This window comes from Hymenobacter sp. UV11 (assembly GCF_004684095.1).
Lineage (GTDB): Bacteria > Bacteroidota > Bacteroidia > Cytophagales > Hymenobacteraceae > Hymenobacter.
The window spans coordinates 142,976-166,478 of record NZ_SRII01000004.1; the positions used below are offsets into that span (position 1 = coordinate 142,976).

20 protein-coding genes are annotated in these 23,503 nt (G+C 61.7%); 16 read left to right on the forward strand and 4 right to left on the reverse strand.

What is annotated here, in order from left to right; translation table 11 throughout:
• Positions 1 to 66: 66 nt before the first annotated feature.
• From E4631_RS25875 to E4631_RS08095, 4 genes are all read left to right on the forward strand, one after another.
• Positions 67 to 321 carry a heavy metal-binding domain-containing protein gene (locus E4631_RS25875; protein ID WP_166648233.1) on the forward strand — a complete coding sequence of 85 codons (255 nt, stop codon included), beginning with the start codon at positions 67 to 69 and terminating at the stop codon, positions 319 to 321.
• Positions 322 to 505: 184 nt separating this feature from the next.
• Positions 506 to 1,192, forward strand: coding sequence for a DUF4396 domain-containing protein (locus E4631_RS08085; RefSeq protein WP_133659596.1), 687 nt, complete (start codon positions 506 to 508; stop codon positions 1,190 to 1,192).
• A 125-nt stretch (positions 1,193 to 1,317) separates the two neighbouring features.
• Positions 1,318 to 1,527, forward strand: a complete 210-nt coding sequence (locus tag E4631_RS08090; RefSeq protein ID WP_133659597.1) for a heavy-metal-associated domain-containing protein — start codon at positions 1,318 to 1,320, stop codon at positions 1,525 to 1,527.
• A gap of 109 nt (positions 1,528 to 1,636) precedes the next feature.
• Positions 1,637 to 4,153 (forward strand): multicopper oxidase family protein, encoded by a 2,517-nt coding sequence (locus E4631_RS08095; protein ID WP_166648244.1) that lies wholly within the window; start codon positions 1,637 to 1,639, stop codon positions 4,151 to 4,153.
• A 91-nt stretch (positions 4,154 to 4,244) separates the two neighbouring features.
• Here the strand turns inward: E4631_RS08095 and E4631_RS08100 are convergent, their stop codons facing one another.
• Both E4631_RS08100 and E4631_RS08105 read right to left on the reverse strand, forming a co-directional pair.
• Positions 4,245 to 5,927: a sodium/sugar symporter gene (locus E4631_RS08100; RefSeq protein ID WP_133659599.1), complete on the reverse strand. Its 1,683-nt coding sequence runs from the start codon at positions 5,925 to 5,927 to the stop codon at positions 4,245 to 4,247.
• Positions 5,928 to 6,018: 91 nt separating this feature from the next.
• Complete coding sequence (locus tag E4631_RS08105; RefSeq protein WP_133659600.1) at positions 6,019 to 7,650, reverse strand: glycoside hydrolase 43 family protein; 1,632 nt, start codon at positions 7,648 to 7,650, stop codon at positions 6,019 to 6,021.
• A gap of 135 nt (positions 7,651 to 7,785) precedes the next feature.
• On the opposite strand from E4631_RS08105, the gene E4631_RS08110 reads away from it, so the two are divergent.
• The 10 genes from E4631_RS08110 to E4631_RS08155 all read left to right on the forward strand — a co-directional run bounded on the left by E4631_RS08110 (position 7,786) and on the right by E4631_RS08155 (position 17,570).
• Entirely contained in the window at positions 7,786 to 8,862 is a 1,077-nt protein-coding gene (locus tag E4631_RS08110) for a hypothetical protein (protein ID WP_133659601.1), read from the forward strand.
• Between the two features lie 72 nt (positions 8,863 to 8,934).
• A complete protein-coding gene (locus E4631_RS08115; protein ID WP_133659602.1) occupies positions 8,935 to 9,735 on the forward strand; it encodes an NTP transferase domain-containing protein in 801 nt (266 codons plus the stop codon).
• A 124-nt stretch (positions 9,736 to 9,859) separates the two neighbouring features.
• A complete protein-coding gene (locus E4631_RS08120; RefSeq protein WP_133659603.1) occupies positions 9,860 to 10,717 on the forward strand; it encodes a transketolase in 858 nt (285 codons plus the stop codon).
• A 213-nt stretch (positions 10,718 to 10,930) separates the two neighbouring features.
• A complete protein-coding gene (locus E4631_RS08125) occupies positions 10,931 to 11,884 on the forward strand; it encodes a transketolase family protein (RefSeq protein ID WP_133659604.1) in 954 nt (317 codons plus the stop codon).
• 134 nt (positions 11,885 to 12,018) lie between these two features.
• Positions 12,019 to 13,317 (forward strand): aminotransferase class III-fold pyridoxal phosphate-dependent enzyme, encoded by a 1,299-nt coding sequence (locus tag E4631_RS08130; RefSeq protein ID WP_133659605.1) that lies wholly within the window; start codon positions 12,019 to 12,021, stop codon positions 13,315 to 13,317.
• A 196-nt stretch (positions 13,318 to 13,513) separates the two neighbouring features.
• Complete coding sequence (locus E4631_RS08135) at positions 13,514 to 14,320, forward strand: SDR family oxidoreductase (RefSeq protein ID WP_133659606.1); 807 nt, start codon at positions 13,514 to 13,516, stop codon at positions 14,318 to 14,320.
• Positions 14,321 to 14,431: 111 nt separating this feature from the next.
• Positions 14,432 to 14,959, forward strand: coding sequence for an HAD family hydrolase (locus E4631_RS08140; protein WP_133659607.1), 528 nt, complete (start codon positions 14,432 to 14,434; stop codon positions 14,957 to 14,959).
• Positions 14,960 to 15,079: 120 nt separating this feature from the next.
• Positions 15,080 to 15,964, forward strand: a complete 885-nt coding sequence (locus tag E4631_RS08145; protein ID WP_133659608.1) for an N-acetylneuraminate synthase family protein — start codon at positions 15,080 to 15,082, stop codon at positions 15,962 to 15,964.
• Positions 15,965 to 16,125: 161 nt separating this feature from the next.
• A complete protein-coding gene (locus tag E4631_RS08150) occupies positions 16,126 to 17,190 on the forward strand; it encodes a sterol desaturase family protein (RefSeq protein ID WP_133659609.1) in 1,065 nt (354 codons plus the stop codon).
• Complete coding sequence (locus tag E4631_RS08155) at positions 17,187 to 17,570, forward strand: multidrug efflux SMR transporter (protein WP_133659610.1); 384 nt, start codon at positions 17,187 to 17,189, stop codon at positions 17,568 to 17,570. Before E4631_RS08150 ends, E4631_RS08155 begins: the two co-directional genes overlap by 4 nt.
• Positions 17,571 to 17,741: 171 nt before the next feature.
• Here the strand turns inward: E4631_RS08155 and E4631_RS08160 are convergent, their stop codons facing one another.
• A complete protein-coding gene (locus E4631_RS08160; RefSeq protein WP_133659611.1) occupies positions 17,742 to 18,293 on the reverse strand; it encodes a YceI family protein in 552 nt (183 codons plus the stop codon).
• Between the two features lie 108 nt (positions 18,294 to 18,401).
• On the opposite strand from E4631_RS08160, the gene E4631_RS08165 reads away from it, so the two are divergent.
• The gene (locus tag E4631_RS08165; RefSeq protein WP_133659612.1) at positions 18,402 to 21,326 is read left to right on the forward strand and encodes a hypothetical protein; all 2,925 of its coding nucleotides are present in this window, start codon (positions 18,402 to 18,404) and stop codon (positions 21,324 to 21,326) included.
• Between the two features lie 82 nt (positions 21,327 to 21,408).
• On the opposite strand, the gene E4631_RS08170 is transcribed toward E4631_RS08165, so the two are convergent.
• The gene (locus E4631_RS08170) at positions 21,409 to 22,740 is read right to left on the reverse strand and encodes an NAD(P)/FAD-dependent oxidoreductase (protein ID WP_133659613.1); all 1,332 of its coding nucleotides are present in this window, start codon (positions 22,738 to 22,740) and stop codon (positions 21,409 to 21,411) included.
• A gap of 152 nt (positions 22,741 to 22,892) precedes the next feature.
• Here E4631_RS08170 and E4631_RS08175 point away from each other — a divergent pair, with 152 nt between their 5' ends.
• Positions 22,893 to 23,492, forward strand: a complete 600-nt coding sequence (locus E4631_RS08175) for a DUF4136 domain-containing protein (RefSeq protein ID WP_133659614.1) — start codon at positions 22,893 to 22,895, stop codon at positions 23,490 to 23,492.
• The last annotated feature ends 11 nt before the right edge of the window (positions 23,493 to 23,503 follow it).

Sequence of the window (23,503 nt, forward strand, 5' to 3'; positions counted from 1 at the left end):
ATTTACCGTACGGAGCTGCGGCTCAGCTCCTTTTCTTTATTTACCCATTTTTTCTTTTCAAAAACCATGAAGCGTTTCCTGACCTGGAGCCTGGCCCTGGCCACCCTCGCTGGCGTAGCCACCAGCTGCTCCGACAACAAAACCATGACCACCGAAACCACCACCACGGCCCCCGCCGCCACCACCGCCGTAGCGGCCGATAGCACCGCCGCGCCCGCCGGCATGGCCACTGCCTACACCTGCCCCATGCACCCCGAAGTGGTGAGCGACCACCCCGGCAAGTGCCCGAAGTGCGGCATGGACCTCATCGTGAAAAAGTAAGGCCCGCGGCCAACGGCCGGAGCTGGCCCGCCGGTGCGGCGGCCGGCTCCGGCCTGCGCCAGCGTGCAAAATTTGGCGCGGTTCGCACAGCTTTTGGGGAATTTGCCGGTGGCGCCCGCCGGGTGGGGTAGGGGCTGCGTAGGAAGCGCGACCCCGGAACGAGCCGGGCCTCAAGCTGTCTGTTATGCTGCATACTGTTGCCGTGGTTTCGCTGGTGGTGGCGCTGCTCTGCGTGGTCCTCGTGGCCCTCGATATCGTGGCCGGCCACCGGCAAAAAATGTGGATAATGAACGCCGTGTGGATACTCACGCCGCTCTACGCGGGGCCACTGGGCCTGTGGGCTTACTACAAACTAGGCCGCCTCAGCACCCAGAAAAAGGCGATGGCCGCCAAGGAGGCCGGCACCGAGCCGCCCAGCCAGCAAAAGCCCTTTTGGCAGAGCGTGGCGGTGGGCGTGCTGCACTGCGGCAGCGGCTGTAGCCTGGGCGACCTGCTGGTCGAGACGTTCGTGCTCTACGTGCCCTTCGTGGTGCTGGGGCACGCCATTTTTGGGGCCTGGATTCTCGATTATATCGTGGCCTTTCTGTTCGGCATCGCCTTCCAATACTTCACCATCAAGCCCATGAAAAACCTCTCGCCGGCCGAGGGTCTTAAGGCCGCCGTGAAGGCCGATGCACTGTCGCTAACGGCTTGGCAGGTGGGTATGTATGGCTGGATGGCCATTGCCACCTTCGTCATTTTCAAGCACGAGCTAAAGGCCAATAATCCGGTGTTTTGGTTCATGATGCAGCTGGCCATGCTGGCGGGCTTCCTCACGGCCTACCCCGTCAACTGGTGGCTGATTAAGTCCGGGGTGAAGGAGGAGATGTAGCCGGCCTTACTCCCGAATGTTATAGTATTCGGGCCTAATTGTGTGGTCTTTTGGGTGCACCCGCCGCCGGGGGTTTACGTTATAAAGATGCGGCCACCCCGTAGTGGCCCCTAACTTCTTTCGCCATGCAAACCCTGAAATTTAAAACCAACATCAACTGCGGCGGCTGCATCAAGGCCGTGACGCCCACCCTCAACCGCGAGGCCGGCGCCGGCAACTGGCAGGTCGATACCGCCAACCCCGATAAAATTCTGACCGTCAACTCGGACCAGCTCACCGCCAGCCAGGTGGTGCAGGCGGTCGAAGATGCCGGCTTCCACATTCAGGCCGCCTAGCCCGCTGCCCCAAAAAAGGCCCGGTACTGCCGGGCTTTTTTGTGGGCCGCGGAGCCGGTTGGGTCGCGCTTACTTCACGCAAGGCAGTGCTTGCTACTTGATTTTTGTTATGATAATTACCTTACTAACTGCTGATTACTGGAAAAACTGGCTGCCTGCCTTGCGCCCCCTCAGGGGGGGTAGGGGCCGGGGCGCGGCGGCCTGGCTGCTGCTGGCGCTGCTGAGCCTGGCCCAGGCGGCCGGCGCGCAGCAGGTGCAGCCCGCCGCCTACAATGCCTTGTATGCCAGCCCGGTGGCGGCGGCGGCCCGCGCCTCGCGCACCGTGCGCTACGACCTGAACGTGCGCGACACGACCTGGACCATTGCCGGCATCCGCAACCACGCGCTGGCCACCAACGGCATGGTGCCTTCGCCCACGCTCACCTTCACGGAGGGCGATACGGCGCTGATTTACCTGCACAACCAGACCCAGAAAACGGTGTCGTTTCACTGGCACGGGCTGCTGCTGCCCAACCGCTACGACGGCGTGCCCATGCTCACGACCGAGCTCATCGAGCCCGGCCAGGTGCACGAGTTCAAGTTTGCCCTCAAGCAGCACGGCACGTTCTGGTACCACTCGCACTCGCGCCTCGATGAGCAAAAGGGGCAGTACGGGGCCATCGTGATTTACCCGCCTACCCCCCTCGCCACCCCCGACCACGTGGTGCTGCTCTCGGACTGGACCAAGGAAAACCCCTGGGAAGTGCTGCGCTCGCTGAAGCGCGAAACCGACTGGTACGCCATTGAGCGCGGCTCGGTGCAGAGCTACGGCGGCGCCCTGGCCAGCGGCTACCTGGGCACTAAGCTGCGCCAGGAGTGGCAGCGCATGCCCCAGATGGACCTGGCCGACGTGTATTACCAGGCCGACCTCGTGAATGGCCAGCCCACCCAGCAACTGCCCGACGCGGTGGCTGGCCAGCCGGTGCGCCTGCGCCTCATCAATGGCTCGGCGGCGTCGTATTTCTGGGTGCAGTTTGGGGGCGGCAAGCTGCGCGTGGTAGCCGCCGATGGCGTCGATGTGCAGCCCGTGGCGGTCGATAAGCTGCTGATTGGCACCGCCGAAACCTACGATGTGGAAGTGACCCCGCCCGCCGCCGGCCAGTACGAGCTGCGCGCTACGTCCTGGGACATGACCCGCCACACCAGCCTGCTGCTGGGCAGCGGCCCCCTGCACCCCGCCCCCGACCTGCCGCGCCTCAACTACTACCAGCTCACCAAGGACATGAACACCATGATGAGCCAGATGACCGGCATGACCATGGGCCGCGCCCCCGCCCACGTGCCGGCCCCCAGCGTGGCCCCCGCCGGCAGCGCTGGCATGAGTGACATGCCCGGTATGGCCGGCATGAGCATGGACAAGCAGCCGGCCATGCCCGGCATGCCCGGTATGAAAATGGACGACCCGGCCGCCAAGCCGGCCATGACCGCCGCGCCCATGCCCGGCATGAAAAGCGGCGACGAAGGCATGAAAATGGGTGATAAAAAAATGGGCGGTATGCAGATGGGCGGCATGAAGAAAGCCCCGCTCGGCACGTTCGTGACTGGGGCCAAGCAGCTGCAAGCCGCCTACCCCGCCGAAACGCTCCTCAACTACGAGATGCTGAAGGCCCCGCAGCCCACCACCATCCCGGCCGGCCGGCTGGTGCGCACGGTGCAGTTGTACCTCACCGGCAACATGTTCCGCTACGTGTGGAGCATCAACAACAAGGTGCTCTCCAACGCCGATAAGATTGAGGTGAAGCAGGGCGAGACGGTGCGCTTCGTGCTGCACAACACCACCATGATGAGCCACCCCATGCACTTGCACGGGCACTTTTTCCGGGTCCTGAACGGGCAGGGCGCCTACTCGCCGCTCAAAAACACGCTCAGCGTGGCCCCCATGGATATGGTCACCATCGAGTTTGACGCCAACGAGGAGAAGGACTGGTTTTTTCACTGCCACCTGCTCTACCACCTCAACTCGGGCATGGCGCGCATCGTGCACTACGCCGGCTCCACCACCCTCACCGACGACCCCAAGAAACTGGCCCGCTTCGTGAGCGAAGACCGGGCGCTATTCCCGTATGCGCGGGTCGATGCCTTCAGCCAGGGCGTGTTTGCCCAGGGCGGCGTGCGCAACTCCTACTGGCTGCTGCGGGCCGATGTGGCCGCCAACTACCACGGCTCCTACGAAACCGAAACCCACGTGCAGCGCTACCTCGGCCCCAAGCAGTTCGTGGCCGTGTACGCGGGTACCGACATCCGCAACAACATGCGCGGCGGCGCCAACACGGCCGCCGACGCCCCCGGCCAGCCCACCCGCAGCGACAATTCCAAGGACTTCCGCCAAGTGGCCTGCGTGGGTATCCGCTACTTCCTGCCCCTGCTGGTGTGGTCGGACCTGCGCCTCGACCACCAGGGCAAGATGCGCCTGCAGCTGGAGCGCGACGGCCTGCCCATCACCCGGCGCCTGCGCGCCGACCTCATGGTCAACTCCGACCGCGAGTACCGGCTCGGCAGCAGCTACATCCTGGGCAAATACGTGGCCCTGGCCGGCAACTACGACAGCAACTACGGCTGGGGCGCCGGCCTGCGCCTCATCTACTAAATACGCTGCCCGAGAGGGGTAGGGAACCTGCTAAACGCAAAAAGCACCCGCCTTGGCGGGTGCTTTTTTGTGGGTTGCCGGTAGTTTGAGCCTACCAGAATACCGAGTACAGCGCTACCACGATGCCCACAATGAGCACGGCCCCGGCCGTGAACGTAGGGTTGGGCTTGAACATGGAGGAGTCGATTTCGAGGCCGTTGGTTTTTACGCCGCGCGCGTTTTCGATGAGGCTTATGATGACCATGCCGATGATGCAGAACACAAACACGAAGCCCATGCGGTCAAGAAACGGAATCTCGTACACGCCATTGACTGGCACGGCGAAGCCGAAGGGCGCCAGCCACGAGAGGTTCGCCATACCGGGCAAAAACTTGAGCAGCACCGACAGCAGAAAGCCGCCAATGGTGGCAAACAGCGCCGCGCTCGACGTAGCTTTCTTCCAGAAAAAGCCCAGGATGAACATGGCAAAAATACCCGGCGACACGAAGCCCGTGTACTCCTGAATGTAGGTGAAGCCACCCTTTTTGTCGATGCCCAGGTGCGGGGCAATGAGAATGCCCAGCAGCATGGCCACCACCACGGCAATCTTGCCGGTGGTTACCAGCGTCTTCTCCGAGGCGTTGGGGTTGATGGCCTTCTTGTAGATGTCGAGCGTGAAGATGGTGGCAATCGAGTTGGCTTTGCCGGCCAGCGAGGCCACCACGGCCGCCGTGAGGGCCGCAAACGACAGGCCCTTGAGGCCCACCGGCAAGATGTTGAGCAGCACCGGGTAAGCGCGGTCGGGGTTGAGCTCGCCGCCCTGCATGAATTCGCCGCTGCCAAACACGTTTTGCTTGTACAGGATGTAGGCCGCAATGCCCGGCAGCACCACGATAATGGGCATCATGAGCTTGAGCACGGCCGCAAACAAGAGGCCGCTGCGGGCAGTGGGCAAGTCGGCACCCAGGGCGCGCTGCGTGATGTACTGGTTGCAGCCCCAGTAGTTGAGGTTCACAATCCAGAGGCCGCCCAGCAGCACGGTGAGACCCGGCAGGTCGATGTAGCTGGGATTATCCGGCTTCAAAATCATGTGGAAGTGGTCGTTGGCCTGGTGATACATGATGTTCAGGCCGTTGAACACGCCGGTAGTGCCGTAGTGCTCCGATACCAGGTTGATGGCCAGGTAGGTAGTAGCCAGGCCGCCCAGAATGAGGAAGAACACCTGAATCACGTCCGTGAAGCCAATTACCTTCATGCCGCCCAGCGTAATGATGACGGCGGCAATGGCCAGCCCGTACATGCAGAAGTTGAGGTTGAGGCCCGATACGCTGCTGGCCGCAATGGCCCCGAGGTAGAGAATGGACGTCAGGTTGACGATAATGTAGAGCAGCAGCCAGAACACGGCCATAATCATGGCCACCGTGCCGTTGTAGCGCTGGTGCAGGAACTGCGGCATCGTGAAGATGCGGTTCTTGAGGTACACCGGAATGAAGAACACCGCCACGATAACCAGCGTCACGGCGGCCATCCACTCGTAGGCCGCAATGGCCAGGCCCATCTTAAAGCCCGAGCCCGACATGGCCACAAACTGCTCGGCCGAGATATTGCTGGCAATCAGCGACGAGCCGATGGCCCACCACGTGAGCGAGCCTTCGGCCAGGAAGTAGTCTTTCGAGTCGCCCTCAATGGTGCCATCATGGCCCGTCTTGCGATTATAAATCCAGATGCCGTATCCGGCTACTATCAAAAAGTAGACGAAAAAGACGATGTAGTCTAGCGTAGCCAGCTTGTGCATGGGGCGGGAAAAAACGAATGGAAAACGAAAGTAGGGCAAATATCTGCTAACCGGGCTATGCAATCGATTGTGTCAAGAAAAAATTGAACTTTTAAGGTCCCACCCGCCACCAATCCACGGCCAGCTGGCCGGCCCCTACCCCCTCATCCGCGCTCAGGCAGAACAGGCCCATCTTGGCGCCCACCCACCGGCCTTCCTTGGCCGTGAACTCCGGCCCGAGCGCCGTAAACTGCCGGCCGTCGGCGCTGTAGCTGAACTGGCAGCGCGCGCCGGCCCGCACCGCCACGCGCAGGTACAGCGGCTGGCCGGGGGGTAGGGCCGCCGTGGCGGCGGTGGTTTCGGCGGCGCCCTTGTCGGCTTGCAGGCAGGTGGTCTGGCTCAGGAGCAGGCCGCCGGCCTGGCGCGTGAGGGTGAGCGTGGCGTAGTCCATACCCAGCACCACGAGGCCCGCTTTCTCGCCCTCCGCCTGGGGCGTAAACAACAATTTGGTCGTGGCCGTGAACTGCTCGGCGGGCGGCTTTTGCAGGAGCAGGCTGGGCACCAGGTACAGGTTTTTGGCTGCGGCGGGCACGGGCGCGGTGGCCAGGGCCAGCTGGCCGCCGGCCGGGGGGGTAGGGGCCAGCCACTGCGGCTGCGGGTTGGCCTGCCACTGCCATTGCAGGCCGGGCTGGCCGTGGTCAAACTCATCGGACGTGGCGGGCACGGCCACGGCTACCTTGCCGGGCACCTTGGGCTTGCGGTAGGTGAGCACCGGCTGGCCGGTGCCGTCGCCGTCGGGGTCGAGGCCCATCACGGGCCAGTCGTTTTTCCACTGCATCGGCTCCAGGTGCACCACCCGGCCGTAGGCGCCCTGGTCCTGGAAGTGCAGAAACCAATCCTGCTTGCCATCGGGCGTGTCGACCCACGCGCCCTGGTGCGGGCCGTTGGTGGGGGTAGGGCCCTGGGCCAGCACAATTTTATCCTCATAAGGCCCGAACACCTGCTTGCTGCGCAGCGCCACCTGCCAGCCCTGCCCCACCCCGCCACCCGGCGCGAAGATGTAGTAGTAGCCGTGGCGCTTGTAAAACTTGGGCCCTTCAATGGTGGGGTGGTTCTTATGCCCATCAAATACCAGCCGGTCCTCGCCCAGCAAGCTCAGCCCATCGGGGGCCATCTCGCTCACATGAATAACGCTCTTGACACCCGCGCGGCTGCCCGCGAAGGCGTGCACGAGGTAGGCGCGGCCGTCAGTATCCCAGAAGGGGCAGGGGTCAATCCAGCCCTTGGCAGCCTTTACGCACACCGGCTCCGACCACGGCCCGGCCGGGTTGGTGGCCTTCACCAGAAAAATGCCCAGGTCGGGGTCGGGGTAATAGAGGTAAAACTGGCCGGCGTGGTAGCGTAGCGCGGGCGCCCACACGCCGTTGCCCGGCTGCACCTGGTCGTAGCGGTCGCGGGGCGGCTGCACCGGCAGCGCGTGGCCGATAATAGTCCAGTTGACTAGGTCGCGGGAGTGCAGAATGGGCAGGCCCGGCGCCGAGTTGAAGCTCGACGAGGTGAGGTAATAATCGCGGCCCACCCGCACCACGTCGGGGTCGGAATAGTCGGCGTAGAGCACCGGGTTTTTGTATTGTCCGGTGCCCAGGTCGGGCACCCAGGGGGGGGTAGGGGCAGGCGTTTGGGCAGAAGCCACCAGCGACAATAAGGCCGCTCCGAGCGCCAAAAACGGGGAAAATGAGCGCATACCAAGAGTAAATAGGATGGGAGCCGGGCCGAAAGTAACCGTTCGCTACTCGGGTCGCACACTTTTCTGCTCCCTGCCCGGTCGCCAACCAATCGGCCGCGGTTGTATTTTTGTAGGCATACCTACTTTTTGTCAGTGAAAAAAGCGCTGTACCTCATCGGCTCGCCCAACCAGACTACCCAGATGCACCGGGTGGCGCAGCTACTCGAAGAGGAATACGAACCTTACTTCAGCCAGCTCTACTACGACGGCTGGATGCGCGGCTTCTACGAGTGGCTGCTGCGCAACAACATCCTGGACAAGACCATTGTGCAGGGCCTGGTGAAGGAAAAAGCCGACCGCTACGTGGCCCAGCACCAGCTGCGCCGCGACTTTGAAAACCGCGAGCTGCGCCATAAATACGACCTCATCGTGTGCTGCTCCGACATCGTGGTGCCCTGGAACTTGCTGAAAACCACCAAGTCAATATTCGTGCAGGAGGGTATGACCGACCCGCTCCACCTGTGGGCGCGACTGGTAAAGCGCTGCACCAATTTCCCCATTCTGGCCATCGGCACTGCGCTCAATGGCATGAATAACTGCTGCGATATCTACTGCGTGGCCTCGCCTGGCTACGCCGAGCACTTCGAGAAGATTGGGGTCGATAAGGGCAAGCTTGTGGTCACGGGCATCCCCAATTTCGACGACGTGGAGAAGCTGCGCACCAACACGTTTCCGCACCGTGGCTACGTGCTGGTGGCCACCACCGACATGCGCGAAACCTTCCGGCCCGACAACCGCAAGAAGTTCATCCGCCACGCCACGCGCATCGCCGCCGGCCGGCCCATGATTTTCAAGTTTCACCCCAACGAGGACATGGTCCGCGCCACGGCCGAGGTCAAGAAATACGCCCCGCCCAGCGCCCTCATCTTCACCGAAGGCAACACCGAGGAGATGATTGCTAACTCGGTGGAACTCATAACGCAGTACAGCACTGTGGCTTACGTGGGTCTGGCGCTGGGTATTCCGGTGCATTCGTACTTCGACGTGGCCGACCTCCAGCGCAAGCTGCCCATCCAAAACGGCGGCACCAGCGCCCAGCGCATCGCCGACATTTGCCGGCAGTTTGGGCGTTTTGAAGGCTCGGGCCCGGCGTTTTTGCAGCAGTATCAGCCCGCTGAAATCAAAAAAGAACGTCATGCAGAGCGCAGCGAAGCATCTCGCGTGGGGTAGTAATTTCTAAGGTGAGGACGACTTCACGCGAGATGCTTCGCTGCGCTCTGCATGACAATAACTTAATAGCCTATGCTCACCCTCATCCAAGCCCGGCGCGGCTCCTCGCGCCTCCCCGATAAAGTCAGCCTCGACCTTGTAGGCCGGCCGCTGCTGGTGCGCCAGGTCGAGCGCGTGCAGCAGGCACGGCTGGCGGGCCGCGTGGCCGTTATCACCACCACCGAACCCAGCGACGACCCGCTGGCCGAGCTGTGCCAACAGTATGGGATTGAGGTATTTCGCGGCAGCGCCCTCGACCTGCTCGACCGTCACTACCAGGCCGCGCTGCACTTCGGCGAAACCGAGGGGGTAGTAAAAATCCCCAGCGACTGCCCGCTCATCGACCCGGCCATCATTGATAAAGTCCTCGGCTTTTTTGCCGATACGAAGGGCCAGTACGACTTCGTGAGCAACCTGCACCCCGCCACCTACCCCGATGGCAACGACGTGGAGGCCATGACCTTCGCGGCCCTCGAAACGGCCTGGCGCGAGGCCCGCCGCCCGCTGGAGCGCGAGCACACTACCCCCTTCTTCTGGGAAAACCCCGACCGCTTCCGGCTGGCCAACGTGACCTGGGAGACGGGTTTGGACTACTCGATGTCGCACCGCTTCACCATTGATTATCCGGCTGATTATGAGTTCATCAAAGCCGTGTACGAAGCACTTCATCCAGCCAATTCTCATTTTGGGCTGGACGATATCCTGACTTTATTAAAACAAAGGCCGGACATTTACGCCTTAAATGCTGACCTGGCCGGCGTGAACTGGTACCGCAACCATTTGGACGAGTTGAAAACCGTTTCGACCGAGCAAACGAAAGAGAAATTCAATTGAGACTGTCATTGCGAGCAACGCGAAGCAATCGCACCAGAACGAGGTCGTTCGGGTGTCGTTCTGGTGCGATTGCTTCGCGTTGCTCGCAATGACAGACGTGGAAGTAGCAATTAGCAAAGTACTTATGACCTCCGAAAAACAAGAAGAACTAAAGGCCCTGGCCCTGCGCGTGCGCGAGCACATTGTGCGCCTCAGCACTGATGGCGGCTGCTTCACGGGCGCCTCGCTGAGCTGCGCCGACCTGCTGGTGTACCTCTACGCCGACTTCCTCAACGTGCACCCTGGCAACCTCCAGGACCCCGAGCGCGACTACCTCTTCCTGAGCAAGGGCCACGACGTGCCGGCCCTCTACGGCACCTTCGCCGAGCTAGGCTTCATGCCTAAGGAGCGGCTGGCCAACCACTTGAAGTCGAACGACTCCATCTACTGGCACCCCAACCGCAGCGTGCCGGGTGTCGAGTTTCACTCGGGCTCGCTGGGCCACCTGCCGAGCGTGGCGCTGGGCGTGGCCCTGGATGCGCGCATGCGCGGCCAAAACCAGAAGGTTATCGTGATAACCGGCGACGGCGAGCTGAACGAAGGCACCTGCTGGGAAGCCCTGCTGGTAGCCAGCGCCCACAAGGTCAACAACCTCACTATCGTGGTAGACCGCAACCACTTCCAGGCCAATATCGCCACCGAAGACCTCATTCCGCTGGAGCCGCTGGCCCCCAAGTTTGAGGCTTTCGGCGCGGTGGTAAAACGCATCGACGGCCACGACTTCGCGGCGCTGGAGGAGGCGTTCACGGCCCTGCCGTTCAGCGAGGACAAGCCTTCGGTCATCATCTGCGACACGGTGCGCGGCCGCGGCCTACCCAGCATCGAGCGCCGCGCCGACCGCTGGTTCTGCAATTTCAGCAGCGACGAGGTAGTGGAGCTGCTCAAAGAGCTACACAGCCAGGAAGCCACCACGCTCACCAGCGAAACCCTCACCGTGCGCTAAGACCGCAGATTTAACGGATTTAACGGATTTCGTAGATACGACGCTAAAGCGCCTGACTACGTTGGCGTTGGCCGTTTTGCTGCGCAAAGCTTCCTCCACTCACCACCATCTTCGGCTGAGTCCGGGTCTAAACCTGAGTCTGAATTTTATCCGCATAATCAGGCGCTTCAGCGCCGTATCCGCGGAATCCGTTAAATCCGTTAAATCTGCGATATGAATTACGAACAGCTTATCCACGAAACTGCCCTGGCCGACGAGCGCCTGCTGGTGATGACGGCCGAAAACCGCGCCCTTATCCGCAACCTGCCCGGCCCGCTGGGCGCCCGCTTCATTGACACCGGCATCACGGAGCAAACCATGATTGGCGCCGCTGCCGGCCTGGCCCTGCGCGGCCGCGTGCCGGTGGTGCACGCGCTGGCCACGTTCCTCACGCTGCGGGCGTTTGAGTTTATCCGCACCGACGTGGGCATTGCCAATTTGCCGGTGAAAATCAGCGCCTTCGTTCCCGGCTTTTTGTCGGATGGCAATGGCCCTACCCACCAGGCTATCGAGGACGTTTCGCTCATGCGCGGCATTCCGGGTATGACGGTTTTTGCGCCCGCCGACGAGCAGGACATGCTGGCCATGCTGCCCGCCATTTGGGCCTCGCCCGACCCCGCCTACCTACGCGTAAACACCCGCCCCGCCACCTACCAGCACGCCCCGTATGAGATGGGCAAGGCCGAAATCGTAGCCGAGGGCAAGGACGTGACCATCCTCACCTACGGCATGCTCTTCGAGCAAGCGCTCATTGCCAAGGACTTACTCACCGAAGCCGGCTACTCGGTGGGCCTCGTGAACCTGCGCAGCCTCAAGCCCCTGGACGAAGCCGCCGTGCTGACCGTCGTGAAGGGGGGTAGCCTCATCGTGACCGTGGAGGACCACTTCCAGACCGGTGGCCTCTACTCCATCCTGGCTGAGCTTCTATTAGCAAACGAGCTGACTGCCAAGGTGCTGCCGCTGGCCCTGAAAGAGCGCTGGTACAAGCCCGGCCTGCTGAGCGAAGTGCTCGAATACGAAGGCTTTACCGGCCAGCACATTGCCCGCCGCATCGGCGAGCGGCTGGGCGACGGGGAGCACACCTTCGGCGCGAAGACCAAGGTGGTCGAAAACGTATTTGCCGAGTAATTTCCCCGCTGTAATCGGCCGTCATGCTGAGCCTGTCGAAGCATCTCTACCGCCTCGTTGAATGAAGCGGTAGAGATGCTTCGACAAGCTCAGCATGACGTTCTACTTTTACAAAGAACAACCAAGCTCATCCTATGAATTTCCAGAAATCCGACGAACTCTACGCCCGGGCGCAGAAAATCATGACCCCGGTCACCCAAACCCTCGCCAAGGGGCCGGGCCAGTATACCAAAGGCGCCGCGCCCAAGTATGTGAAGCGCGGCAAGGGCTCGCACGTGTGGGACGTTGATGGCAACGAATACATTGACTACCAAATGGGTATCGGTCCCCTGAGCCTCGGCTACGCCTACCCCCGCGTAGACGACGCTATCCGGGCGCAGCTCGAAGACGGCATCACGTTTTCGATGATGCACGAGCTGGAAGTAGAGGTCGCGGAGCTGATTCACGAGATTATCCCGAACGCCGAGAGCATCCGTATCAGCAAGACCGGGGCCGACGTGTGCTCGGCGGCGGTGCGCGTGTCGCGCGCCTTTACGGGCCGCAAGGACGTGCTGTGCTGCGGCTACCACGGCTGGCACGACTGGTATATCGGCACCACGAGCCGCGATAAGGGTATTCCGCAGGAAAGCAAGGAGTTGGTAAGTGCCTTCGAGTACAACAACCTCGACTCGTTCAAGGAAATGCTGACGCCCGAGGTGGCCTGCGTCATCCTGGAGCCGTTCATTTTCGACGCGCCCAAGGATAACTTCCTGCACGAAGTGGCCCGCCTCTGCAAGGAGAACGGCACGCTGCTGATTTTTGATGAGATGTGGACCGGCTTCCGCATTGCCATTGGTGGCGCGCAGGAGTATTTCGGCATCACGCCCGACCTGGCCGTGTACTCCAAGGCCTGCGCCAACGGTATGCCCATCGCACTGCTCACCGGCCGCAAGGACGTGCTCCAGCTATTCGAGCAGGACGTGTTTTTCTTCACCACCTTCGGGGGTGAGGCCCTGAGCCTGGCGGCTACCATTGCCACCATCAGCGAGATGCGCGAGAAGAACGTGCCCGCGTTCCTGGCCAGCCAGGGCAACAAGCTGAAGGAAGGCTACAATAAAATTGCCGCCGACCTCGGCCTGAGCAGCTACACCAAGTGCTACGGCTACGACTGCCGCAGCATCGTGACCTTCGACGCCAGCGCCGGCAACCCCCTGGAAACCAAAGCCTACGTGCAGCAGGAGCTCTTCAAGCGCGGCATCCTGTGGGGCGGCTTCCACAACATGAGCTTCTCGCACACCGACGAGGACGTGGCCCAAACCCTGGCCGCCTACGGCGAGGTCCTACCCCTGCTCAAGGATGCCATCGAGAAGGGCGACGTGGCTGGCCGCCTGGAAGGCGAGCCGCTGGAAGCGGTATTCCGTAAGGTGACCAATGCCGCGCCGGTGAAGAAGTAACCCGACGGCAACCTCACCCCCTACCCCCCTCTCCTTGGGGAGAGGGGAACTAGCTTTTAGTCTTAGCCATAGCTGCTTTCAAGCCTGGCGTAACGCGTTATTCCTTGTAGGTTTCTAGGAAAACTAGAAGCTAGTTCCCCCTTTCCCAAAGGAGAGGGGGTAGGGGGTGAGGTGACCGTCGGGCGATACTACCCCCATGAATTTTTTCGACCTAACCAACAAAACGGCCATCGTGACCGGCGCGTGCGGCCTCATTGGCCAGAAGCACTGCGAGGCCCTGGCCCTGGCCGGCGCCAACGTAGTGGTAGCCGACCTGCACCTCGACAAGGCCCGCGAAGTGGCCGCCGGCCTGCCCGGCGCCGTGCACCTACCCCTCGCCGTGGATGTGACCTCGCCCGAGTCGCTGGCCGCCGCGCGCGACATCATTATCGAGCACTTCGGCCACATCGATATTCTGGTGAACAATGCCGCCATCAACGACATGTTTGAGAACCCAGCGATGGCCGCTGACCTCAGCAAGTTTGAGAATTTCCCGGTGGCGACGTTCCGGCAGGTGCTGGAGGTGAACGTGACGGGCGTTTTCCTGGCGGCGCAGGTTTTCGGCACGCCAATGGCCGAGCAGGGCCACGGCTCCATCATCAACGTGGCCAGCACTTACGGCCTGGTGGGGCCTGACCAGAGTATTTACCGCAACGAGGCCGGAGAGCAAACGTTCTATAAATCACCGTCCTACCCCACTACTAAGGGCGCGGTTGTGAACTTCACCCGTTACCTGGCTGCCTACTGGGGCGCCAAGGGCGTGCGCGTGAATACGCTCTCGCCGGGGGGGGTAGAGAACAGCCAGGACGCCTTTTTTGTGAAGCAGTACAGCGCCAAAACGCCGCTCGGCCGCATGGCCGCGCCCACCGACTACCAGGGCGCGGTGGTGTTTCTGGCCTCCGACGCCTCGGCCTACATGACGGGCGCCAACCTCGTGGTAGATGGCGGCTGGACGGCCATTTAAGTAGCATAGGCTTTAGCTCGTACGTCGTCGAAGCGAGGGCTAGCAGCGCACAAGCTAAAGCTTATGCTGCTCCCGGTATTAATTTTAGATAAAATTTCACCAAATCCTTACATGAAACACGCCGACCTTGCCGCTAAAGCTCGCCGCATCAAACTTGTCCTCACCGATTGCGATGGCGTGCTGACCGACGGTGGCGTGTACTACGGCGAAAGTGGCGAAGTGCTCAAGCGCTTCAACATCCGCGATGGTATGGGCGTGGAGCGCCTGCGCGCCGTGGGCGTGGAGACGGGCATCGTCACCGGCGAGCGTTCGCCCTCGGTGCAGAAGCGCGCCGACAAGCTCAAAATCACGGAGTTGCATCTGGGTATTAAGGACAAGGCGCCGCTGCTAGCCGAGATTCTGGCCCGCACCGGCCTCACGGCTGAGCAGGTTGCTTTTATCGGCGACGATACCAACGACGTGCCCATTCTGGGCCTCGTGGGGCTGGCCGCCTGCCCCGGCGATGCTACCGTATTTGCCCGCGACGTGGCCGATTACCGCTGCCGGGCGCGCGGCGGCCACGGTGCTTTCCGCGAGCTGGCCGAGCTGATTATCAGCTGCCAGGGCGGCAAGGCCCCCGTAGACGAAAGCTCGGAATAGTGGGCTGGTAAAATAAAATCAGAGTGGCAGCGTCGTAGTTAGCGGGAAGCAAAACCTGCCCGGCTGCTACGCTGTTAGGTTACTTTTTCTGTTACTTTTCGCCCACCACCTTCTCTTATTATGTCGATAGTTCAAATCAAGAAGAACCGCGCCATTGGCCCCGGCCAGCCGTGCTATATCATTGCCGAAATCGGCATTAACCACAACGGCTCGCTCGACCTGGCTAAGCAGCTCATCGACGCGGCCGTAACGGCCGGCGCCGACGCCGTGAAGTTTCAGAAGCGCACCCCCGAGCTGTGCGTGCCCAAGGACCAGTGGGAAAAAATGCGCGATACCCCCTGGGGCCGCATGAGCTACATCGACTACAAGCGCAAAACGGAGTTTGGCCTAGAAGAATACACGGCTATCGACGACTACTGCAAGGCCAAGGGTATCGATTGGTTTGCTTCGTGCTGGGATGAGCCCTCCGTCGATTTCATGGAGCAGTTCAGCCCGGTGATGTACAAGATGGCCTCAGCCTCGCTCACCGACAAGCCCTTGCTCGACCGCGTGCGCGCCACCGGCCGGCCCCTCATGCTGAGCACCGGCATGAGCACCCAGCAGGAAATCACGGACGCCGTGAAGTACGTAGGCCTTGATAACCTGATGATTGCGCACAGCACGTCGGCCTACCCCTGCCCCCCGCAGGAGCTGAACCTGCGCATGATTTCAACGCTGCAAGCGCAGTTTCCGGGCACGCCCATCGGCTACTCGGGCCACGAAACCGGCCTGAGCACCACCGTAACGGCGGTAGCCCTGGGCGCCACCTTCGTGGAGCGCCACTTCACCCTCGACCGCGCCATGTGGGGTAGCGACCATGCTGCCAGCGTAGAGCCCGGCGGCCTGGCCAAGATGGTGCGCGACATCCGCGACACCGAAGCCGGCCTCGGCGACGGTGTGAAGGTGGTGTACGAGAGCGAGAAGGAGCCCCTGCGCCGCCTGCGCCGCGAGGTAACGGCCGCGTAAGCTTCGGGAATTTTTTAGTCCGCAGAAGCCGCAGAGGGTTTCGCAGAAGTCGCAGAACGTTCTGCGACTTCTGCGAAACCCTCTGCGGCTTCTGCGGGCTAACTTGCCTGAACATTCGGCGGTCGGGCCGGGTTAGGGAAGCCAACTAGTCATTATACAGTATGCTAGAGACGATAAGCCAGTTTTACCAGGAGGCAACCCCCGTGTTGCGCACCACCATGATTACCACTCCCATCTTGCTGCTGGCGGTGGTGGTATTACTGGTGCTAGAGCGCAAGTTTCCGTACCGCAAGGGCCTGCCCTTCTTCCGCGAAGGGCTATTCGTGGACCTCTTTTGGTACACGCTGGTGCAGAGCTACTTTCTGCAGATTGTGATTTTTGGGTTCATCATTGCGCCGCTGGCCGCGCATTTTGGGGCGCGGTTTCACTTGGTGAGCAGCTGGCCGGTGGCGACGCAGGTGGGCTTTTTTGTGCTTACCCACGACTTCTACATCTACTGGTTTCACCGCTTTCAGCACAACAGCGCGTTCTTTTGGCGCACCCACGAGGCGCACCACTCGGGCAAGCAGGTGGACTGGCTGGCTGGCTCGCGCTCGCACATCGTGGAAATTATCATCAACCAAACCATTGAGTTTGCACCCATTATTCTGCTGGGAGCCAACCCGATAGTAGTGCCGATAAAGGCGCTGATTGATGCCGTGTGGGGCATGTACATTCACGCCAATATCAACGTGAAATCGGGTAAGCTGCAGTACGTTATCAACGGTCCAGAGATGCACCTCTGGCACCACGCCGACCACGAGGAAGTGTACTTCGCTAACTTCTCGACCAAGTTTGCGGTCTGGGACTGGCTTTTCGGCACCGCCTACCTGCCCGAAAACCGCAAGCCCGAGCGCTGGGGCCTGCCCTACGCGTTTCCGAAAGACTACTTCGCGCAGCACGCGTTTTCGGTGTACCGCTTCGATGAAAAGGCGCTGGCCGAGCGCTCGGCGCTGTTCCGGCTGTACCACGGTGCCCGCTGGCGCGCCCTGAGTTGGCTGGGCGACCGCCTACCCCCCGCCAAAGTGCTGCAAGGCTGGGAAGTGCCCGAAGGCGCCGCCGAAACTGTGGTGGCCCTGCGCCCCGGCGGCCACCCCAACGGCCCTACCCCCCCCGACGAGCCCGATGCCGCTCTGACGGCCGTTCCCGCCGATTCTTCCCGCCCTGTTGCCACTGCCCTGTCTTGACGCTCAGCTTTAACCCTGCCTGGCTCTACCTGCTGCTCGCTTCCGTGATGGAGGTGTGCTGGAACTACAGCCTCAAATACACGAGCGTTGCCAAGATTAAGGCGATTGACTGGTCGCAGTTTTTCGCTAACTCAACGGGCGTGGTAACCCTGGTGCCGGCCATTTGCTACGTTGCGTTTGGCGTGGGCAACGTGTTTTTCTTCTCGAAGGCACTCAACGTTATTCCGGCCTCCACGGCCTTTGCCATCTGGATGGGCATGGCCCTGGTCGGTATCAAAATCGTGGACACGCTGGTGCTCAAAGAGGCTTTCCAGTGGGCCCACGTGTTCTACATCGGCTGCATTCTAGTGGGTATTATTGGCCTGAAGCGTACGGCGTGAGGAGGCTTTTTATAAGCATACACTATAAAAGAACGTCATGCTGAGCTTGTCGAAGCATCTCTACCGCGTAAGTAAGACCAATCATTGAGGTTACTTACGTGGTAGAGATGCTTCGACAAGCTCAGCATGACGTTCTTCTTTGGCGTACTTTTGTAAGAAGCCAGTTCGCAGTTAAGCAGCTACTTGCTTGGCAAACTGCACGTTGATGTTCAGCTTCACATCGTCGCCGAGTACGATAGCGCCGGCTTCGGTGATGCCGCCCCAGGTGAGGCCGTACTCTTTGCGGTTGATTTTACCCGTGATTTCGAAGCCGGCTTTGGTGTTGCCGTAGAAGTCAACGGCCGTGCCGCCGTACTCTACATCGAGGGTAACGGGCTTGGTGATGTCCTTGATAGTGAGGTCGCCCACTAGCTTGTAGTCGCTGCCGCTCTTCTTGGTAAAGGAGGTGGACTGGAATTTAATCTGGGGGAAAGCGGCGGCGTTGAAAAAGTCGTCGGCCTTGAGGTGCTGGTCGCGCTGCTCCTGGTTGGTGTCGATGCTGTCTACGTCGAGCGTGAATTCGATATCCGCATTCTCAAAATCGTCGCCTTCGCTCTGGGCCGTGCCCTGGAACGTTTTGAACGAGCCCGTGACGGTAGAGATAACTAAGTGCTTGATTTTGAACTGCACTTCGGAGTGCATGGGGTCGAGGACCCACTTGGTGGCGGTGGCGGTAGCAGACATGATGAAAGGGGAAAAGGGTGAAACGTTGCGTAAAGGTACACAACTTTATCTTAAATCATGTACCAACATCATTTGTTTTTACCGGGGCTGTTAGCAGTAAATTGCCCCATGCGAAAATTGCTGCTGGCGTTGGTCATAAGTTGCGCCACGGGCGAGCGGGTTTGGGCCCAGAGCCTGCCCATTATTAGCCAGAATCCGGCCGCGCTGCGCTGGCAGGAGCTGCGCAGCCCGCACTTTCGGGTGCTGTACCCCGTCGGCATGGACTCGGCGGCCCAGCGCACGGCCGGGCGGCTGGAGGCCGTGCACGGCCCCGAGGGCAGCACGCTGGGCGTGCAGGCGCCGCCCATCGCGGTGGTGCTGCAAAACCAGACGACCGTGAGCAATGCGTTCGTGACGTTTTTGCCGCGCCACGCCGAGTTTTTCACGACCCCCGACCAAGGCCAGGGCCTCGGCACCGTGGACTGGCTCGACGGGCTGGTGGTGCACGAGTTTCGGCACGTCAATCAGTTTGACAAGGCGCGGCAGGGGGTAGGGCGGGCCGTGGTGCCGCTGCTCGGCGATGGCGGGCTGGGCGTGGCGGCGGTGGGCGTGCCGCAGTGGTTTTTTGAGGGCGACGCGGTGGGCTCCGAAACGGCCCTTACGCGCAGCGGGCGCGGGCGCATTCCGTACTTCGGCCTGGGCCTGCGGGCCAATTTGCTGAACGGCCGGCTGTATACTTACCAAAAGGCGGTGAACGGCTCGCTGCGCGACAACGTGCCCGACTGGTACGTGCTGGGCTACTACCTAACGTCTTACGCCAAAGCGCACTACGGCCCTGCCGTGTGGGGCCGGGTGCTGGACCAGTACTACCGTTTTCCGTTCTATCCGTTCTCGTTTTCCAACGGCCTGCGCCGCACTACCGGCCTGCGCGTGGAGGACCTCTATGCCCGCACTATGCGCGAGCTGGACTCGACCTGGCGCGCCCAGCAGGCGGCGCGCCCTACCCCCTCCGCCGTGCGCGAGCTGGCCGGGCAGGCCAACACGCGGGTGTTTACGCAGTACCAGTTTCCGCAGTATGTGAACGATAGCACCGTGGTGGCCCTGAAAAGCGGCCTCGGCGACATTGCGCAACTGGTGCTGCTGGGCCGCCACGGCCGCGAAAAGCGCGTGTTTACGCTGGGCTTGCAGAATATTCCGCAGCTGCTGTCGGTGGGCGGGGGCAAGGTGGTGTGGCCCGAGTTTCGGCAGGACCCGCGCTGGGGCCAGCGCATCTACTCCGAGCTGAAAGTGCTGGACCTGGCCACCGGCCGCCTCACCCGCGTGGGCAAAAACCAGCGCTACGCCGCCGCCGCCCTCTCGCCCGATGGCCGCCAGCTGGTGGCCGTGCGCACCGATGAGGCCTACCACCACGCGCTAGTTATTATTGACGCCGCTACGGGCAGCGTTATTCGCACGCTGCCCAACCCACGCAACGACTTTTACCAGCAGCCGCGCTGGTCGCCGAGCGGCCAGGCCATCGTGACGGTAGCGCTGAGCGCGGCCGGCAAGACCTTGCAGCTAATTGAGCCCACCAGTGGGCTGGAGGTCAATATCTTGCCGGTGGCGAATGTGAATTTGGCCAACCCGCAATTGTGGGGCGAATACGTGCTGTATAACTCGCCGCAGTCGGGGGTGGATAATATTTACGCCGTCAATTACAGCACCAAGCAGACATACCAGGTGACGAACCGGCCCTTCGGCGCCTACCACGCGGCTATAAGCCCCGATGGGCAGCACCTGGCCCTGCACGACTACCGCGCCACCGGCGCCCGCGTGGTCGAAATGCCGCTCAACCCCAGCACCTGGACCGCCCTACCCACCCCCGCGCTCACCGATGCGCCCGAGCCCTACACCGCTGCCCTGGCGGCCGGTGAGCCGGGCGCGGCGCGCATTACGGCGCTGCTGGCCTCGCCCGACTCGGCGGGGCCGCGCTACGGGGTGCGGCGCTACCGGCCGCTGGCCCACGCTTTTCGCGTTTTTAGCTACGGCGTGGTGCAGAGTCCCGACGGCAGCGGCGTGACAGTGGGCGCGCGCTCACAGGATTTTTTGAGCACCACCCAGCTCTTCGCGGGCCTGGGCTACAACCAGACCGAGCGCACGCTGGCTGCCACCGGCGCACTCAGCTACCAGGGCCGCTACCCCGTGCTCGACGTGGAAGCCACCTACGGCGGGCGCAACGCGGCGCGCTACTTTGACCGGGCCGCGCCGCTCGATAGCCTGCGCGGCACCCAGTGGCAATACGCACGGCTGCTAGCCGGCGTCCGCCTGCCGTTGGTGCTCACGCGCTCCAAGTACCTGCAGGCGCTCACGGTGGGCGGGTACTACCTGCACGAGCGGGTTTTTAATTACACCCCGACCTTCCGCAACAAAAATGAAACTGGGATTACTGGCCCCCTCCACGCCATCCAAACCTCGCTGAGCTACGCCAGCCAGCTCAAGCAGAGCGCCCGCGACGTGGCGCCGCGCGGCGGGGCCACGCTGCTGGCTACCTACCGCACCACGCCCTTCGGCACCAGCCTGCAAGCCAGCCAGGTGGGCGTGCAATCGTCGGTATACCTGCCGGGGCTGGGCAAGCACCACGCGCTACGGCTGCGGGGCGGCTTCCAATATCAACAGCAGAATCAATACAATTTCGCGGCGGCAATTTCCTTTCCGCGGGCCGAAACAACCTACGTCAGCTTCGACCGGCTGGCGGTGGGTAGCGTCGATTACAGCCTGCCGCTGGCCTTCGTGCACTGGTCGGTGGGGCGGGTGCTGTACGTGCAGCGCCTGCGGGCCACCGCGTTTTTCGACCTCGCCCAGGGCAGCAGCGTGGTGCCGCTTCGCCTCACGGCCGGCGGCCCGCTCGTTCCTACCCGCCTCTACCAAAACTACCGCGACGGGGGCGTCGATTTCATGGCCCTTTTCAACGTCTTTCACCTGCGCACACCCGTTGAGGCGGGCGTGCGGGTAGCGTACAGCAGCTACTTGCAGCAGTTGGTAGTGCAGCCGCTGGCCTTCAATGTGCGCCTGTGAGTCGGTTTGGGTTGGGTCGGCTGCGCGAACAGACACGGCGCCGAAACGAGGGGGTAGGGTCGTTTCAAAGCTATGCGGCTGGTCAGACGATGGCCTTCACATCGACCTCTTTTTCCTTAATTGGCGCCTTGGCCTTGCCAATGATGTAGCGCATGCCTTTGTCTTGGGTGAGGTAATTCCAGCCCCAGGCCAGGAATACCGACAGGCGGTTGCGGAAGCTCACCAAGGCCAGCACGTGCACGAAGCTCCAGGCCAGCCAGCCTAGCCAGCCCGTGATGTGGTATTGCTTGCCAAAGAGCTGAATATCACCCACTGCGCGGTGCCGGCCAATAGTGGCCATCGTGCCCTTATCCTCGTAGTGAAAGGGCTGCATGGGCTGTTGGCTAAGCACCCGCTTGAGGTTGTCGCCCAGCAGCTCGCCTTGCTGAATGGCCGGCTGCGCCACCTGCGGGTGGCCTTCGGGGTAGGTCGGCGTGGCCATCTGGGCAATGTCGCCGATGGCAAATACGTGGTTGTAGCCCTTCACCTGGTTGAACTCGTTGACTTGGTAGCGGTTCGACTTGAGGAGCGCGGCCGGGTCGAGGCCGGCGATGGGCGCGCCCGTGACGCCCGCCGCCCAAATAAGCGTGCGCGTGATGAGCCGCTCACCGCTTTTCAGCGTTACCGTGTAGCCGTCGTACGAGGTCACGCGGTTGTCGAGCCACACCCGTACGCCCAGTTCCTCCAGGTACTTGAGCGCGTGCGCCGAAGCCTCGGCCGACATGCCCTTGAGCAGCACCGGCCCGCTCTGGATGAGGTGAATGTCCATCTGCTTGAGGTCGAGCTCGCGGTAATCGCGCGGAAACACGTGGGCCCGCAGCTCGCTCAGCGCGCCGGCCATTTCGACGCCGGTAGGGCCGCCGCCCACAATCACGAAGTCGAGCAGGCTGTTGAGCTGCTCCACATCGCCGATTTGCAGCGCCTGCTCAAAGTTGGAGAGCAGCGTATTGCGCAGCTCAATGGCATCGCTCACGCTCTTGAGGCTGATGGAGGTTTTCTCCATCAGCTTGTCGCCAAAGTAGTTGGAGGTAGTGCCGGTGGCCAGCACCAGGTAGTCGAAGCGCAGCAGGCCAATGGAAGTCTCCACCACCTGCGCCGTGGCATCGATGGACAGCACCTCGGCCATGCGGAAGTAAAAATTCTCCTGCTCAGTCAGGATTTTACGGAACGGCGACACGATGCTGTCGGCATTCAGCCCCGCCGTAGCTACTTGGTAGAGTAGGGGTTGAAAGGCATGGTAGTTCAGCTTATCAATGAGTACTACCTGCACCGGGGCGTCGGCCAGCGACTTGGCCAGGGCCAGCCCCCCGAAGCCGCCACCAACGATGACGACGCGGGGCTTGCCCAGGTCTGCGATTTTCGTGAGTCCTTCCATAAGGTAAAGATGCGTGCGCCTACCCCTTCTCAGGAGCTTCTACCGGTCAATACGGCCGCGCCGCGCCGCGCGTTCAGCCAAGCTCAACCATAACCCCAGCGTGCAATAAGCGGTATGTAGCATACTTCTACTCTTCCCTACCTTCCTTTTCCATGAAAAAAATTCTGTTAGGCCTCGCTCTCGCGTTGGGCGGCGGGCTAAGCGCCTGTACCTCCGGCGTTAATGTAGAGCAGCGCGATAATGTCAACTTTAGCAAGTACCGCACCTTCGACTTTGCCGATACGAAAGTAAAAACCAACGGCAACCAAAACCCGCTGCTGAACAGCCCCATCGCCCAGGACCACATCAAGCAGGCCATTGCCGGCGAGCTCACCAAACGTGGCCTGCGGCAGGTAGAAAACAGCCCCGACCTGTTGGTTACTACCCACACCTACGTTGATGAAGCTGAGCGCACGGTGTATAACAATAGCTACCCCGGCGCGGGCTTTGCCTACCCCTACTCCGTGGGTTACCGCGGGGCCTTCCTGCCCATCAACTACGGCTACTACTATTCGCCTGCCTACTACCAAACGTCGCATACCGAGCAGTATACCGAGGGCACGCTGATAATTGACTTTATCGACCGCCGCACCAACAACCTCGTGTGGCGCGGCTCGATGGCCGACCCGGTAGACGACCCCGGCCGCCTGGGCCGCGAGTTCAGCGCCTCAGCCAAAGATATTCTGGACAAATTTCCGGTCGAGAAAAAGTAGTTGCTCTCACC